Origin of the sequence: Nitratidesulfovibrio termitidis HI1, assembly GCF_000504305.1 — a bacterium.
GTDB classification, from domain to species: domain Bacteria; phylum Desulfobacterota; class Desulfovibrionia; order Desulfovibrionales; family Desulfovibrionaceae; genus Cupidesulfovibrio; species Cupidesulfovibrio termitidis.
Window position 1 is genome coordinate 2,572,257 of sequence record NZ_KI632512.1, and the last position, 15,451, is coordinate 2,587,707.

Annotated in this window: 12 protein-coding genes; 3 read left to right on the top strand and 9 right to left on the bottom strand. The window is 66.5% G+C overall.

Translation table 11 applies throughout. The annotated features are described in order from the left end of the window. Positions 1-9: 9 nt before the first annotated feature. Positions 10-486, bottom strand: a complete 477-nt coding sequence (locus DESTE_RS10415; RefSeq protein ID WP_084559429.1) for a response regulator — start codon at positions 484-486, stop codon at positions 10-12. 379 nt (positions 487-865) lie between these two features. On the opposite strand from DESTE_RS10415, the gene DESTE_RS10425 reads away from it, so the two are divergent. From DESTE_RS10425 to DESTE_RS10435, 3 genes are all read left to right on the top strand, one after another. After that, positions 866-1,984: a sensor histidine kinase gene (locus DESTE_RS10425; RefSeq protein ID WP_051384628.1), complete on the top strand. Its 1,119-nt coding sequence runs from the start codon at positions 866-868 to the stop codon at positions 1,982-1,984. Continuing rightward, entirely contained in the window at positions 1,969-3,435 is a 1,467-nt protein-coding gene (locus tag DESTE_RS10430) for a sigma-54-dependent transcriptional regulator (protein ID WP_035067463.1), read from the top strand. The genes DESTE_RS10425 and DESTE_RS10430 overlap by 16 nt, the downstream gene beginning before the upstream one ends. A gap of 271 nt (positions 3,436-3,706) precedes the next feature. Beyond that, positions 3,707-4,438, top strand: coding sequence for a GntR family transcriptional regulator (locus tag DESTE_RS10435; protein ID WP_035067464.1), 732 nt, complete (start codon positions 3,707-3,709; stop codon positions 4,436-4,438). A 247-nt stretch (positions 4,439-4,685) separates the two neighbouring features. Here the strand turns inward: DESTE_RS10435 and DESTE_RS10440 are convergent, their stop codons facing one another. The 8 genes from DESTE_RS10440 to DESTE_RS10475 all read right to left on the bottom strand — a co-directional run bounded on the left by DESTE_RS10440 (position 4,686) and on the right by DESTE_RS10475 (position 15,226). Next, positions 4,686-5,720: an Ldh family oxidoreductase gene (locus tag DESTE_RS10440; protein ID WP_051384420.1), complete on the bottom strand. Its 1,035-nt coding sequence runs from the start codon at positions 5,718-5,720 to the stop codon at positions 4,686-4,688. A 143-nt stretch (positions 5,721-5,863) separates the two neighbouring features. After that, positions 5,864-7,897 (bottom strand): methyl-accepting chemotaxis protein, encoded by a 2,034-nt coding sequence (locus tag DESTE_RS10445; RefSeq protein WP_035067465.1) that lies wholly within the window; start codon positions 7,895-7,897, stop codon positions 5,864-5,866. 381 nt (positions 7,898-8,278) lie between these two features. Beyond that, complete coding sequence (larAH5, locus tag DESTE_RS10450; protein ID WP_035067466.1) at positions 8,279-9,529, bottom strand: nickel-dependent malate racemase, LarAH5 family; 1,251 nt, start codon at positions 9,527-9,529, stop codon at positions 8,279-8,281. A 117-nt stretch (positions 9,530-9,646) separates the two neighbouring features. Then, entirely contained in the window at positions 9,647-10,108 is a 462-nt protein-coding gene (locus DESTE_RS10455; protein ID WP_035067468.1) for a tripartite tricarboxylate transporter TctB family protein, read from the bottom strand. Then, on the bottom strand, positions 10,101-11,645 hold the full coding sequence (locus tag DESTE_RS10460) for a tripartite tricarboxylate transporter permease (protein WP_035067471.1): 1,545 nt from the start codon (positions 11,643-11,645) through the stop codon (positions 10,101-10,103). The genes DESTE_RS10455 and DESTE_RS10460 overlap by 8 nt, the downstream gene beginning before the upstream one ends. A 558-nt stretch (positions 11,646-12,203) precedes the next feature. Next, entirely contained in the window at positions 12,204-12,665 is a 462-nt protein-coding gene (locus DESTE_RS10465) for a tripartite tricarboxylate transporter TctB family protein (RefSeq protein ID WP_035067473.1), read from the bottom strand. Then, positions 12,658-14,202, bottom strand: coding sequence for a tripartite tricarboxylate transporter permease (locus tag DESTE_RS10470; protein ID WP_035067475.1), 1,545 nt, complete (start codon positions 14,200-14,202; stop codon positions 12,658-12,660). The genes DESTE_RS10465 and DESTE_RS10470 overlap by 8 nt, the downstream gene beginning before the upstream one ends. A gap of 61 nt (positions 14,203-14,263) precedes the next feature. Beyond that, complete coding sequence (locus DESTE_RS10475) at positions 14,264-15,226, bottom strand: tripartite tricarboxylate transporter substrate binding protein (RefSeq protein WP_035067477.1); 963 nt, start codon at positions 15,224-15,226, stop codon at positions 14,264-14,266. Positions 15,227-15,451: the final 225 nt, after the last annotated feature.

Below are 15,451 nucleotides of genomic sequence, written 5' to 3' on the forward strand. Positions count from 1 at the left end.
CGGACGCCTTTAGGAACCCTTGCGCGCCGCCGCCCTACGATCAAGCTGGCACTGGGTGTAGGCGTCCTCGATCTTGAACAGCAACTCGTCGAAATCGGTTGGCTTCATCAGGTAGCCGAAGGCGCCAAGGCGCATGCCCTCCACCGCCACCTCCATGTCGGCGTGGCCGGAAAGCATGATCACCTCCACCCCCGGGAATTCGGTGCGGATGCGCTCCAACGCGCGCATGCCGCCCATGCCCGGCATCTTCACGTCCATGACCACCACGTCGGCTCCCTGGCGGGCCAGGTGTTCCAACGCTTCTTCTCCGCTGGCCGCGCGCGCCGCCGGGAAACCGCGTTTGCCAAGGCGCAGGGCCAGCATCTCGGTGCTTTCCGGCTCGTCGTCCACCAGCAGGACGCGCGGCAATGGCTTGCCGGAGTCGGGCCCTGCACCGCCGGAGTGGGCGCCGCCGGAATGGGCATCTGATGTCGGCGTGTCGGTCATGGGGCCTCCCGGCGTCTGGATGGCGCGCCCGTGCCCCACCCCGGGAGAGGGAGATGTGGAGACAGGTCCGCCCTGCCTTCCTACCGCTCTTTGGGATGGGCCACAAGGTGGCTGGATGCACGACAGTGCCGCTCTCGCCACGATGCTGCGCAGGGGGCTGACGGGATACGCCGGGCGATGTCCCGCGCGTCCGCGTCATTCGGACCTGCTGGGCAGGCCGATTCAGCCGATTCAGCCGGTTCAGCCGGTTCAGCCGGAGCAGCCGGGCAGGCCGGGCCACCCGCTCCTCTCGTTGTTCCCGCGCGTGAATTGGGCTAGAACCACCCTGACCCACTGACATGCTGGCACCGCAACCTCACATTCGGCCCACGGATTCGCCATGGTGAACTGGAGACTGCCCCGGGTGGTGCGCTTTCGCCCCAGCCTGCGCGTACGCATCGGCCTGCTGCTGGCCGCGCTGGCGGCCACGTCCATGGCCGCCGCCGCGCTGCCGCTGCTCATGGCCAGCGGACGGCTGTCCCTGCCCACGCCCTTCGGCACCTGGACGGCGGACCCGGCCACCGACGCCCTGGGGCTGATGCTGGTGGTTCTGTTTCTGGCAGGGCTGCTGGCCGTGGTCGTGTTCCGCCAGGTGCTGGGCCCCATCCGCCGCCTGGCGCTGGAAGGGTTGGAGGATGCCGACGCCTACGGCAACGAGGTGGAGGTGCTGGACCGCCGCCTGCGCCACCTGCTGGACACCATGCACCGCACCCAGGTGCAGTTGGAAGAAAGCCACGAAACCCTGCGCCAGACCGAAAAACTGGCCCTGGTGGGCAAGCTGGCCGCCGGGGTGGCCCATTCCATCCGCAATCCGCTGACGTCGGTGAAGCTGCGCCTGTTCGCGCTGGAACGCAGCCTGAAGCTGGGGCCGGACCAGAAGGAACAGCAGGAAGACTTCGAGGTCATCGCCGCAGAAATCCGCCACCTGGACGCCATCGTCACCAATTTTCTGGAATTCTCGCGCCGCCCGCGCCTGCGCATGCAGCCGGTCAGCCCGTCCGACGTGGTGGACATGACCCTGCAACTGCTCAAACACCGCCTGGAATCGTTCAACGTGGCGGTTGCGGTACACCGGACAGAACGCCTGCCCCTGGTGGACGGCGATGCCGAACAGCTGAAGGAAGCGCTGGTCAACCTCATCCTGAACGCCTGCGAAGCCATGGGCTACAACGGCACGCTGGACATCACGGAAGAAAAGGGCATCATCAATCCGTTGGGCCGGGCCGTGGTCATCCGCATTGCGGACAGCGGCCCCGGCGTGCCCCAGCATATCCGCGACGAAGTGTTCCAGCCGTTCTTCAGCACCAAGGAAGAAGGCACCGGCCTTGGCCTGCCCATCGCCCGGCGTATCTTCGAGGAGCATGGCGGCTGGCTGCACCTGCATTCGGCGCACGGCAAGGGAGCCACCTTCGTCATCGTGCTGCCCGCCCGCAAGGACGACTCATGGCTAAGATCCTGATAGTCGACGACGAACTGCAACTGCGCCAAAGCTTCCAGCGTCTGCTGGCCGGGGAAGGCCACGACGTGCGCGCCGCCTCCACCGGCGAGCAGGGCATCAAGCTGGTGCGCGAAGAGTTGCCCGAACTGGTGATCATGGACGTGCGCATGCCCGGCATGGACGGCCTGACCGCCCTGCGTGCCATCCGTGAGATAGACGCCCGCCTGCCGGTGGTCATCATGACCGCCTATTCCACCACCGAGACCGCCATCGAGGCCACCAAGCTGGGGGCCTTCGACTACATCCTGAAGCCCTTCGAAATCCCGGACATTCTCGCGCTCATCGAGCAGGCCGTGGAGGCGGGCCGCCGCATGCGCGCCCGCGTGGACATGGTGGCCGACGGCGAGGACGGCGACGGCGCCGGGCAGGAACCGCTGGGCGAAGCCCTGGTGGGCACCAGCCGGGCCATGCACCAGGTGTACAAGGCCATCGGCCGGGCCGCGCCCACCGACGCCCTGGTGCTGGTGCGGGGCGAATCGGGCACCGGCAAGGAACTGGTGGCCCGCGCCGTGTACCAGCACAGCCTGCGCGGCGAAAAGCCGTTTCTGGTCATCAACTGCGTGGCCATTCCGGATACGCTGCTGGAAAGCGAGCTGTTCGGCTACGAGAAGGGGGCCTTCACCGGGGCCACCAACCGCCGGGTGGGCAAGATAGAACAGGCGGGCGGCGGCACCGTGTTCCTGGACGAAATAGGCGACATGCCCCTGGGCATTCAGGCCAAGCTGCTGCGCCTGTTGCAGGAAAAGCAGATCGAACGGCTGGGCGGCAGGCAGCCCATCCCCGTGGACGTGCGCATCATCGCCGCCACCAACACCGACCTGGAAGCCGCCGTGGCCGACGGGCGCTTCCGCGAGGACCTGTACTACCGGCTGAAGGTGGTCACCCTGTGGCTGCCCCCCCTGCGCGAACGTAGCGAGGACATCCCCCCGCTGGCCCGGTACTTTCTGGCCCGCTTCTCGCGCGAGATGGACATGCAGAACCCCGGCATCACCCCGGAGGCCCTGGCCTATCTGGAAGCACAGCCGTGGCCGGGCAACGTGCGCGAACTGGGCAACACCGTGCACAAGGCGCTGGTGTTCAGCCGGGGCGGGCCGCTGGGCGAACCGGACCTGAAGCAGGCGCTTGAAGCCAGCCGGGGCGTGCGCCCCGGCAGCGAAGGCCCGACCTGCGACCTTTCGCTGGCCGCCGACCAGACCATGCAGGAGCTCATCCGCCGCACCCTCAGCGAAAGCGACGGCGACAACGTGTTCGATTCGCTGATGGACCACGTGGGGCGGCTGGTGGTGCGCGAGGCGCTGCACCTTACCGGGGGCAACCGCACCCGCGCCGCGCGCCTGCTGGGGCTTTCGCGCCCCACCCTGCTGGCCAAGATCGAAAAATACGGCCTGCGCATAGAGACGCAGGTTTCCTGACGGCAACTGTCCGTCCGTACGCCCCCATTTCTCCACCAGTTCACCGCTCCCCCGCGCCACGTGCGGCATCTCTTGCGACTGCCCGTTCAACTAGCATCAACGAAAGGCCCGCCACACCGCGAGGCTGGCCGGTTTCATCCGTTATCACCCTCTTGTGTTGCGACCGTTTCTCGGATAGTTGCAAGGTACCAAATGGCAAGACTGCTATCATATATTTTTTGCAAGACCCGACCCGAACCAGGAAGCCCACGGTTTCCGGAACCACCCATAGATGCACATGCCCGTAAAGCCCGCCTTCAACCCCCTGTATCAGCAGGTCAAGGAATCGCTGCTCCGCCGCATCGCCGCTGGTGAATGGGCGCCGGGCAGCTTCCTGCCCAGCGAACCCGTGCTGGCCGAAGAATACGGCGTCAGCCACGGCACCCTGCGCAAGGCCCTGAACGAGCTGACCGCAGAGCGCCGCGTGGTGCGGTACCAGGGCAAGGGCACGGCGGTGGCCACCTTCGACGCGGACGAAGCGTTGTTCCGTTTCTTCCGCATCGTCAGCTGCGAGGACAGGCGTACCCTGCCTATTTCCGAAGTGCTCGGGGCTTCCCGCGGCAAGGCCGACGCCGAAGAGGCGGCGGCGCTGGACATTGCCCTGGGCTCGCCGGTGCTGCGCATAGACCGCGTGCGTTCGCTGGACGGCGTGCCGCTGCTGAACGAACGCATCGCCCTGAGTTGCGCGCGCATGCCGGGCATCGAGGCCATTCCCGTGGGGGCGCTGCCCAACACGCTGTACGATTTCTTCCAGAAGCGCTTCAACGTCACCATCGCCAAGGCGGACGAAAGCATCACCGCCGTGGCTGCCGACAAGAGCGACGCCGAGCGCCTTGGCGTACCGGTGGGGCACCCCCTGCTGGCCATCCGCCGCGTGGCCATGGACATAGAGGAAAACCCCGTGGAACTGCGCCACACCCGCTGCGTGACCACCAACTTTCACTACCGCACCAAGCTTTCCTGATTTTCCGCCCGGCTCTCGCCAAACGGACCATCACCAGCCAGGCATCACAGGTCGGGCATCACAGGTCGGGCATCACAGGTCGGGCATCACAGGTCGGGCCACACGCCCGCGCCCGGCACGCAAACAACGGAACGGGCCTTCCCTGTAGGGAAGGCCCGTTCTTGCGTTTGCGGCGGATTGGCGTTGCGTTCGGCCCCGTCACCCGACACCTGTCACCGCGGGAATTCAGGTTGCGGATGCCTTGCGGTCACGCACTCCCGGCGCGCCGCAAAAGATCCTGATGCAGCGACCACGGCAGGGCCACTCCTTCGCGAAGCGCCCGGCGTTGCAGTTCGAACCGCCGCGCGCCGGGCAGGCGGGTGGACGGCTGGTCCAGCACGTGGCCCAGAAGGGCAGCGGCGCGCCCGGCAAAATCTGCACCGAAGGCCTGCGGCGCCAGTAGCAGCATGCACTGCCCGGTGCGGGGCGGGCCGCCCTCCGCATCCAGAAACGACGTGGCCTCGTACGCGTGATTGCTGCCGGTGAGCGAAGCAGCCAGCAATTCCACCATCAGGGCCAGCGCAGCGCCCTTGGCCCCGCCAAAGGGCAGCAGCATGCCGCCAAGCGCGGCCCGCGCGTCGGTGGTGGGGCTGCCGTTCCCGTCCACGGCCCAGCCTTCGGGAATGGGCTTGCCCTCGCGCGCGGCGGCAACGATCTTGCCGCGCGCCACCGTGCTCAGCGAAAGGTCCATGACCAGCGGGTCGTGCTCCACCCCTTCAGCACCGGCAGCCTCTCCGACAGGCGCCGGGCAGGCAAAGGCCAGGGGGTTGGTGCCCAGCGAGGCGCGGTTGCCGCCCCACGGGGCCATGGCCGCCGGGGTGTTGGCGAACAGCAGCGCCACCAGCCCCTGCCGGGCGGCCCGCTCCACGTGCAGCCCGGCCACCCCGCAATGGTGCGAACCGGTCACCCCCAGCGCCGCGCAGCCCATGCGCTGCGCCAGCGGCACGGCCACGTCCAGCCCGGCCTCCAGCGCCGGGTAGGCAAAGCCGCATCCCGCATCCACGCGCACGGTGGCGGGCAACGGTGTTTCCACCCGGGGCACGGCATCGCCGCGCACCTTGCCTGTCGCCACCTGGTCGGCGTATTGCGGCAGGCGTGCCACCCCGTGCGAGGGGATGCCCATGCACTCGGCGGCCACCAGCGCCCCGGCCACGGAGGACGCGGCGGCGGGCAACACGCCCACCCGTTCCAGCACGGTGCGGCACAGCGCCGCAAGATCGTCGGGCCTGAGGACCACGGTCATGGTTGCTCCTGCAGCTGTTTGACTCCAAGACGCATGCGCCAGGTTGCCGTCCCCGCCAGTGGCAGGGTTCAAGGGGCGTCTTTACAGCAGGATGTACGTTCGCTGGCGACGCCAACGGCGAAAGGATCCGTTGAAAACACCTCTTACGCGCGCAGGCGGGTCAGGGCCTGTTCCAGTTGCGCGGCCATTTCCGACAGTTCGCGGATGGCCACGGCGGACTGCTGCATGCCGCCCGCCGTTTCCGCCGCGATGTCGCTGACCGACTGCACGGTGCGGCCGATCTGCTCGCTGGCGGCGGACTGCTGTTCCGCCGCCGTGGCGATGCCGTTGACCTGTGCGGCAGAGTCACCCACGATGCGCACGATGGCGTCCAGCGCCTGGCCCGATTCGCGGGCCGAGCGGGTGGCCTCGCCCACGGCGGTCACGGAATGCTCCACCGCATCCACGTTGCGTCGGGCCACGTCCTGGATGCCGCGCACGCTGCCGCCCACCTCCGCCGTGGCCTGCATGGTGCGCTCGGCCAGCTTGCGCACCTCATCCGCCACCACGGCAAAGCCGCGTCCGGCGTCACCGGCGCGGGCCGCCTCGATGGCGGCGTTGAGCGCCAGCAGGTTGGTCTGGTCGGCGATGTCGGCGATCATCTCCATGACCTTGCCGATGGCCTCCGCCTTCACGCCCAGTTCCTGCATGTTGCGGCGCACCGCATCCGAGCCTTCCGCCACCTTCTCGATGGCGGCGACGGTGCGGGCCACCACCTGCGCGCCGTCTTCGGCGTTGCGGCGCGAATCGTCGGAACTGCGGCTGGTGGCGGCGGCGCTGGCGGCCACCTCGGTCACGGCCGCGTTCATCTGGGTGATGGCGGCCAGGGTTTCGGCCATGCGCTGCTGCTGCACCTCTGCCCCTGCGCCCACCTGTTCGGCCTGGGCGGCCAGTTCTTCCGCCGCCGCGGCGATGCGCGCGGAAATGGCGTGGGCCTCGTCCGCCACCGACAGCATGGTCTTGTTGGCCGCTTCCACCCCCGAGCGGGCCTCGTCCGCCTGCTCCATGGCCAGGCGGGCCCGTTCCGATTCCTCGCGGGCGCGCCGCGATTCCTCTTCGGCGCTGGCAAGGTGGGTTTTCAACGAGGCCACCATGTCCACGATGCGGCCATACACACCCGTGTGCGGGGTGCCGTCGTCGATGTCGTAGTCGCCCTCGGTGACCCGCCGGGCGATATCGGCCAGTTCGCCGGGATCCTTGCCCAGCTGGCGCACGGTGCCGCGCGGCAGGGCCACGGCGATGCACGCCCCGATGACCATGGCGGCCAGGGCCACCCCGGCCAGCAGCCAGGTGGCGGTGCGCACCGAGGCGTCGGACGCCGCCGAGGCATGTTGCAGCGCCTCGGACGCGGCGGCCTGGGTTGCGGCCACCACTTCCTGCTGGCGGTCCAGGGCCTCGTACTTGGCCAGCATCTGGCGCGAAAAAATGCCGAACAGGCCGGAATAGTTGCCCACGTAGCCCATGAGTTCCTGCACGGCATCCTGGGACGGCTCGTCGGGCTGGGCGTCGCGCGCCGCCTGAAAGGCCTTGCGGGCCTGGGTCAGCCGGGCGCGGATGGCAGTGCGCAGTTCTTCGGTGGGGGTATCCAGAAACTGGCTGGTCAGCACGCGCACCTCGGCGAAGGCGGCGGCCCCGGCATGCAGCATCTGGTAGCCCTTCAGCCGCCCGGCGTCGTGGGTGGTCTCCAGAACCCCGGCAAGCCTGCCGTCCAGCGCGGCCACCGTCTCCACCACCTTGGCGGCGTTGGCGTCGATGCGCTGCTGCATGGCGATGGCCTCGTTCTGCGAATTGACCAGCTGGGCAAAGGCGGTCTTGAAGTTCTCCAGGTTTTCCAGCAGCCCCTTGCCGTCGGCCTGCATCCACTCAAGCGTCAGCCCCGCACCTGCCGCCTCGATGGTGGCACGGGCGTCATCCAGGCGTTTGTCCGTGGCGGCCGCGTGCGCCTGCTCGCCGCGCAGCATGAAGCGCCCCATGGAGGCTTCCGCCCCCGAAAGATGGCGCATGGCCGTTTCGATGGACGTGGAATAATTACCGTACACGACCATCTCGTGCATTCCCCGCCAGCCGATGCCGCCCACGATGGCCGTCAATGACAGCACGGCCATGAATCCGAGATACAGTTTGGTCTTCAGGAGCATGCCGCCCTCCGGAGCGTGTCTGGTGTTCTGCCTTGCGGACAGAGGAGCACGCCCGCGCGTTCCGGCGCGGCCCGCTCCTGCTTCGGACCCGTCCCCCCTTCGTCTCGCCGTCGCCCTTTTCCGGGCGCGGCACCAGGTTTGCCATCCCGATCGACTGCCGCGCTCCCCAATGGCGGGTGGCTCGGTTCCCCCAGTCGCGCCGGGATGCTCTGCATGGCCGTATGCCCCCCGGCAGTCCGGCCCCTGATTCCGTTACGTGTCGATTCCACTTCCGGCCTGCTGAGAGGCAGGCGGGGGTAGCCCGTGCACGGCCCCGCCCATGGCGAAACCGTACAGGCTCCCCGCCCGCCACGCCAGGAGGAAACGGGTAATCGATGCAGACTACTTCTTGTAGAAGAACGACGAGTTGGCGTTCTTCACCACGGCCACGCGCGGGTCCCGCAACCCTGCCAGCCAGGTGTTCACGGTTTCCTGCATGTCGCCGGGCGTCAACAGGCATTCGCGCAGCCGGGCCGGATCCAGGTCGGAATGCACCACCACCTCGAAGCTGGTGGTGGCCCGCGCGAACAGGAAGCCCTTGTGCGCGCCCATGCGGAACGCCCCGGACTCGAAGTCCTTCTTCAGCGAATGGGCGCAGGGAAAGCGCCGCACGTAGTCGTGATACACCTCGTCGCCGATGCCCTGGCCGCACTCGGCCACCAGCAGCACCTTCGCGCCGGGCGCGGCGCACTGCACCGCCGTGTTCAGCCCCTTCTGGGCCTGGTACAGGCAGAGATCCTTGGGGGTGCCCCCGCATGAGGCGATGACGACATCATAGGGCTTGTCGAAGGCCAGCCCGTACACCTGCGCCGTAACCTTGGCGGCGGCGCGCATGACCTGGGGCGGCCACCCGGCCAGTACGGTCACCGGGCGCTTGGCCGCGTCCAGCACCACGTTGATGGCCATGGCCACCCCGGCCAGTTCACCGGCCTCGTCCAGGTCAAGACGCACGGGGTTGGTCTCTATGGCCCCCACGGTGGCCGCCGGATCGCGCATCAGGCGGTGGTTGGCCTCGATCATGGCCGCCGAAGCGCAGCCGATGGCCACACCCTTGGCCCCGCCGGTGAAGCCCACGAACTGGTGCGCGTCCACCATGCCGATGACCAGCCGCAGTTCCGCCGCGCCGTAGGCGGCATTGACCTCCACCGGGGTGCCGCGCGTGGTGGCGCCAAAGCGCGCCAGCCTGGAGTGCTCGGCATCGTGGGCCACCACCCGGCAGCCGCGCAGATCTTCCGGCAGCACGCGGGCCAGTTGGGCCTCGTCCGCCGGGGGGTGCAGCCCGCCGCCCACCACGATCACCACGTCCTCCGGCTTCAGGGACGGATACGCGGCGAACAGCCGGTCCAGCACCGGCGGCAGCAACAGCCGCACCGGCACGGGGCGCGTCTCGTCCGGCACGGCGATGGCCACGGAACGGGGCGCCGGACGGTCTTCAAACCGGGGACAACCCAACGGTTCGTCCAGGGCGGCATGCAGGGCGGCCAGGGGGTCGGCCAGTGGTTCTACAGGGTTCGGTTCGAACACGTCCACATGGACGGAATCCGGCAACTCCAGGGGCACATAACCGTGCCCGTACTTCAGCTCGATGCGCATGGAACGAAACCTCTTGCAAATGGTATCTACAAAAAAAGGCCCCTCCGTCGTACGCAACTTATCCGGAAATGCACACGGCGGAGGGGCGGAACCGGCGATGCCGTGCAACAGCGGCGTCTAGAACAGCATGCCTTCCGGAGTGGGAACGCCCAACAGCATCGCGAACCCTATCCAGACGAACAGGCACAACACCACGGTGAACACGGCAGAAGCCACGGCCCTCTTGCGCGTGCTGCCGCCAGCATCGCTCAGCACCATGGACATGCCGAAAAGGTACAGGGCGGAGGCGGGATAGAAGCCCAGGAAAGGAATGATGGCGACATAGGCAATGGCTCCCGCAGAGATCATGACCACCCGGCCCACGGCCACGGGCTCGTCGTCCTGCGGTGCGTCCTCGCCCTTGCGGCGCTTCAGCAGGCCCTGGGCACACAAAAGGAAAGCGCCAAGGGTCATGAAGATGATGAGCATCCGGGGGAACAGCAGGCTGACCCCTTCAAGGTCGCCGCTCTGGGCGTGGAACACACCGGCAATGGCCAGCACGGCAAGGCCGGAGGTGATGTCGGCAACGCTGCTACGCATGGGTGGAATCCTCCTTGGACTGCGGCACGTCGCAGCCGCAGTCGCGCCGCTTGCGCTTCCAGTCCAGCAGGAAGGGCGTTGCCAGCGACAGCATGGTCATCAGGAAGAGCAGGATGGCGATGGGGCTTTCGAGGAACACGTTGATCACCGAGCCACCCGAGGCCTTGGACAGGTGCACGCACTTGCCCAGGTTTTCCTCGATCATGGGGCCAAGGATGATGCCGAGGGCCATGGCCCCCGTATCCAGGCCCACCCGGCCGGAGAAGTAGCCCAGGAAGCCGAAGACGATGACGATCCACACGTCCAGCATGCTGTTGCGGATGGCGTATGACCCGATGACCGACAGCACCACGATGGCGATGGCCACGAAGGTCAGGCGGATGCTGAGCAGCTTGGTCATGATGCGGGCCAGCAGCAGGCCGATGGGGATCATCAGCAGGTTCACCGCGAACTGGGACATGATGAAGGTGTAGGCCAGGTCGCCCGTGGCGGTGAACACCTTGAAGCCGGGCTGGATGCCCTTGGCCAGCAGTGCGCCCAGAATGACCGCCGCCACCGCGCTGCCCGGGATGCCCAGGGTCAGCATGGGGATCAGCGAGCCGCCGATGACCGCGTTGTTGGCGCTTTCGCTGGAAGCAAGGCCTTCGATCGCCCCCTTGCCGTACCGCTCGGGATGCTTGTCCCAGCGTTTGGACTCGTTGTAGGCGATGATGGAGGCAATCTCGCCGCCCGCGCCGGGCAGCATGCCCACCAGGCCACCAATGAGCGACGAACGCATCAGGATGACCTTGCAGCGGCTCGCCAGGGCGTTCATGACCTCACGGAGGGCGCCGGGCGTTGGCTGGTATTCCGCGATGAACGGCTTGTAGCTGCCGATCAGGTACAGCACCTGCGAGAAGGAAAACAGGCCGATCATGGCCGGGATGACTTCAATGCCCTGCACCAGCGGATAGTACCCGAAGGTGAAGCGGGGCACACCGGCGTTGGGGTCGATGCCCACGGTGGATACCAGCAGGCCCATGGCGCCCGACAACAGACCCTTGACCATGTTGCCCGACGACATGACCGCAATGGTGGACAGGCCGAAGATGCACAGCCAGAAATTCTCGGGGCCGCCAAACTGCAGGGCAAACCGGGCCAGCGGCGCGGCCAGGAACAGCAGCAGAACGGTACCGACGATACCGCCAAAGGCCGAAGACAGCAGAGAGGTGACCAGGCCGATGTCGGCGCGGCCAGCCTGACACAGCGGCCAACCATCAAAAGTGGTGGCCACGGACGACGGCGTGCCGGGGGTGCAGATGAGACAGGCGGAGTTGGCCCCGCCGTAGATGGCGCCTGCGTAGATCGCCCCCAGCATGACCAGGCCGCTGGTGGCGTCCATGGCGAAGGTGGCCGGCACCATGAGGGCTACGCCCATGGTGGCGGTAAGGCCCGGCAGGGCCCCCACGATGATGCCCCCCGTCAGGCCCACGACCATCAGCAGGATGTTCAGCGGTTCGAACAGATGCCCGATGGCCGGTCCGATAAATTCCATCATTACAAAGCTCCTTGGTACGGGCCGGGGAGGGATGGCACCCCTTCCAGCGGTATCAGGGTTGGCTACTTAAGCGGGCCAGCCTTTATGCATACGCGTTCCGGGTTCGCGCGTACGCCGCAAAGGCATCACCATCGATGTGCCCGATGGTCAGGCCCGGCACTTCATGTCGGCAGGGGAACAGTACGAGTTTCAGCACCTCTGCATGATACGGTTTGCACGCCGGTGAACCCGACCGCCGTGAAGCCGAAGGTCATTTTACGGGCTTTTCGGGATACCCGCATGGGTATCACCTGCGGCCGCCAGTCCGAGGACAGGCAACGCCCGAGGTCAGCCGCACAAGGAAGCATATGGTTGTGCAGGGCTCCTTTTTCAGCGTTCGAAGTTCAAGACACCTGTCGTCTCCCCTTCGGGGGAGCAAAATCCTGGCAGTGTCCGATTACGAACCGGCCCTGCAAACGGATGCTTTCGATCACAAACAGCCCCCCCCGCCGCACGCAACCCTTCGGAAAGGCGCACGACGGGGGGAACGGAGAAAGCGGCGCCGTGCGGCAGATGCGATCAGAACAGCATGCCTTCGGGAGTGGGAACGCCCAACAGCATCGCGAACCCTATCCAGACGAACAGGCACAGCACCACGGTGAACGCGGCAGAGGCCACGGCCTTTTTGCGCGTGCTGCCGCCAGCATCGCTCAACACCATGGACATGCCGAACAGGTACAGGGCGGAGGCAAGGTAGAAGCCCAGCAAGGGAATGATGGCGACATAGGCAATGGCCCCGGCGGAGATCATGACCACGCGGCCCACGGCCACGGGTTCGTCGTCCTGCGGTGCGGCATCACCCTTGCGCCCCTTCAGCAGGCCAAGGCCGCACAGGTAGATGCCGCCAAGGGCCATGAAGATGATGAGCATCCGGGGAAACAGCAGGCTGACCCCATCAAGATCGCCGCTCTGGGAATGGAACACACCGGCAATGACCAGGACGGCGAGACCGGAGGTGATGTCGGCAACGCTGCTACGCATGGGTGGAATCCTCCTTGGACTGCGGCACGTCGCAGCCGCAGTCGCGCCGCTTGCGCTTCCAGTCCAGCAGGAAGGGGGTGGCCAGCGAAAGCAGGGTGAGCGCGATGAGCAGGATGGCGATGGGGCTTTCAAGGAACACGTTGATCACCGAGCCGCCCGAGGCCCTGGACAGGTGCACGCACTTGCCCAGGTTCTCCTCGATCATGGGACCAAGGATGATGCCGAGGGCCATGGCCCCGGTATCCAGGCCCACCCGGCCGGAGAAGTAGCCCAGAAAGCCGAAGACGATGACGATCCACACGTCCAGCATGCTGTTGCGGATGGCGTACGAGCCGATGACCGACATTACCACGATGGCGATGGCCACGAAGGTCAGGCGGATGCTGAGCAGCTTGGTCATGATGCGGGCCAGCAGCAGGCCGATGGGAATCATCAGCAGGTTCACCGCGAACTGGGACATGATGAAGGTGTAAGCCAGGTCGCCCGTGGCGGTGAACACCTTGAAGCCGGGCTGGATGCCCTTGGCCAGCAGCGCGCCCAGGATGACCGCCGCCACCGCGCTGCCCGGAATGCCCAGGGTCAGCATGGGGATCAGCGAGCCGCCGATGACCGCGTTGTTGGCGCTTTCGCTGGCGGCAACGCCCTCGATGATGCCCGTGCCGTAGCGCTCGGGATTCTTGTCCCAGCGCTTGGCCTCGTTGTAGGAAATAATGGAGGCAATCTCGCCGCCCGCGCCGGGCAGCATGCCCACGAGGGTACCGATGATGGACGAGCGCATCAGGTTGACCTTGCACCGCCCCACCAAGGCGCGCGCCACCAGGCTCAGGGCGCCGGGCGCGGGGCGGTAATCGGCGATGAACGGCTTGTAACTGCCGATCAGGTACAGCACCTGCGAGAAGGAAAACAGGCCGATCATGGCGGGAATGACTTCAATGCCCTGCACCAGCGGATAGTACCCGAAGGTGAAGCGGGGCACACCGACGTTGGGGTCAATGCCCACGGTGGACACCAGAAGCCCCATGGCCCCGGACAACAGGCCCTTGACCATGTTGCCCGACGACATGACCGCGATGGTGGAAAGGCCGAAAATGCACAGCCAGAAATTTTCGGGGCCGCCGAACTGCAGGGCGAACCGGGCCAGCGGCGCGGCCAGGAACAGCAGGAACACGGTGCCGACGATGCCGCCGAACACGGAGGAAAGCAGCGAGGTGATCAGGCCGATGTCGGCTCGACCGGCCTGGCACAGCGGCCAGCCGTCGAAGGTGGTTGCCACGGACGAGGGCGTGCCGGGCGTGCAGATGAGACAGGCGGAGTTGGAACCGCCGTAGATGGCGCCTGCATAGATCGCTCCCAGCATGATCAGGCCGCTGGTGGCGTCCATGGCAAAGGTGGCCGGCACCATGAGGGCGACGCCCATGGTGGCGGTGAGGCCCGGCAGGGCCCCCACGATGATGCCCCCCGTCAGACCCGCGATCATCAGCAGAATGTTCAAAGGCTCGAACAGATGGCCGATGGCGGGCCCGATAAATTCCATCATTGGGATGCTCCTTGGTACAAGCCGGGGAGGGATGGCACCCCTCCCCGGCAGAATGGGCCTGCTACTTCAGCAGACCGGCCTTTTGCAGCATGGTCTTGGCGAACTCGTTCTGGGTGCGCACGTACGCGGCAAAGGCGTCGCCATCCATGTATTCGGTGGGCTGGCCCGCCTTCTTCATGTCAGAGACGTATTCCGGGTCGTCGCAGATCTTCTTGAAGGTTTCGCGCAGGTAGTCCAGTTGGGCCTTGTCGATGCCCTTGGGGGCAACGTAGGCACGGCGGATGTCGGATACCACGTCGAAGCCCTGTTCACGCAGGGTGGCCACGTCGGGCAGGAAGGCGTTGCGCTTTTCCGCCGCAAGGCCGAGCACGGTCATTTCTTCGAGGCTGCGCATGACGTCGTTCAGGTTGCCGAACATGACGTCGATTTCGCCGCCCAGCAGGGCCGCGTTCTGGTCGGCGGCGCCCTTGTAGAACACTTCGGTGACGGGGAAGTCGAACTTGCCCTTCACGTCAAGGAACATCAGGTGATGGCCGCTGTTGGGGCCCACCAGGCCCACCTTGAGCTTGCCGGGGTTGGCCTTGGCGAACTCGAAGATTTCCTTGACCGACTTGAACTTGCTGTCGTTGCGCACGACCACGGCCTGCGGATCGTTCACGACCTGGCAGATGTAGGCGTAGCTGTCGATGGAGAACATGGCCTTCTGGACCATGGGCTGCAGCACCAGGTGCGGAATGTTGATGCCGCCGATGGTGTAGCCGTCGGGACGGGCGTTGGCGATTTCGCCAAAGCCGATGGCGCCGCCGGCACCGGGCTTGTAGATGAACACCCACTGCTGGTCGGAGTACTTGTTCCAGTACTTCTGCATGATGCGGGCCTGCACGTCGCTGGACCCGCCCGCCGTGAAGGCGATGATCATGTTGATGGGCTTGTCGGGATACTTGGCGTAGGCATCACCGGCAACAGCAAGGCCGAGGACGAGCAGCGCCGCAAGGGCCAGCCGCGCAAGGAAACGCACTTTCATGTAGGGCTCCTTTTTCGGTCTTCGAAGTTCAAGGCACCTGTCGATGCCCCCCGCCGGGGGGAGCGAAATTCTGGCAGCGCCCGTACGAACCGGCCCTACGAAAGGCGGGAGTGGGGCGGCGATTCCCTTGCATGCCTGTGCGGCTGCTGCGCCGTCCCGCGGGATCACGCCCCTGGCGGTCCTGCCCCTTGCTGGTTCGCTGTCATGCAATGCATCTCATCACTA

Bases quoted from the DNA above. Each gene is read 5' to 3' on its own strand.
- DESTE_RS10415 (WP_084559429.1), bottom strand. From the start codon at position 486: ATGACCGACACGCCGACATCAGATGCCCATTCCGGCGGCGCCCACTCC.
- DESTE_RS10425 (WP_051384628.1), top strand. From the start codon at position 866: ATGGTGAACTGGAGACTGCCCCGGGTGGTGCGCTTTCGCCCCAGCCTG.
- DESTE_RS10430 (WP_035067463.1), top strand. From the start codon at position 1,969: ATGGCTAAGATCCTGATAGTCGACGACGAACTGCAACTGCGCCAAAGC.
- DESTE_RS10435 (WP_035067464.1), top strand. From the start codon at position 3,707: ATGCACATGCCCGTAAAGCCCGCCTTCAACCCCCTGTATCAGCAGGTC.
- DESTE_RS10440 (WP_051384420.1), bottom strand. From the start codon at position 5,720: ATGACCGTGGTCCTCAGGCCCGACGATCTTGCGGCGCTGTGCCGCACC.
- DESTE_RS10445 (WP_035067465.1), bottom strand. From the start codon at position 7,897: ATGCTCCTGAAGACCAAACTGTATCTCGGATTCATGGCCGTGCTGTCA.
- larAH5 (WP_035067466.1), bottom strand. From the start codon at position 9,529: ATGCGCATCGAGCTGAAGTACGGGCACGGTTATGTGCCCCTGGAGTTG.
- DESTE_RS10455 (WP_035067468.1), bottom strand. From the start codon at position 10,108: ATGCGTAGCAGCGTTGCCGACATCACCTCCGGCCTTGCCGTGCTGGCC.
- DESTE_RS10460 (WP_035067471.1), bottom strand. From the start codon at position 11,645: ATGATGGAATTTATCGGACCGGCCATCGGGCATCTGTTCGAACCGCTG.
- DESTE_RS10465 (WP_035067473.1), bottom strand. From the start codon at position 12,665: ATGCGTAGCAGCGTTGCCGACATCACCTCCGGTCTCGCCGTCCTGGTC.
- DESTE_RS10470 (WP_035067475.1), bottom strand. From the start codon at position 14,202: ATGATGGAATTTATCGGGCCCGCCATCGGCCATCTGTTCGAGCCTTTG.
- DESTE_RS10475 (WP_035067477.1), bottom strand. From the start codon at position 15,226: ATGAAAGTGCGTTTCCTTGCGCGGCTGGCCCTTGCGGCGCTGCTCGTC.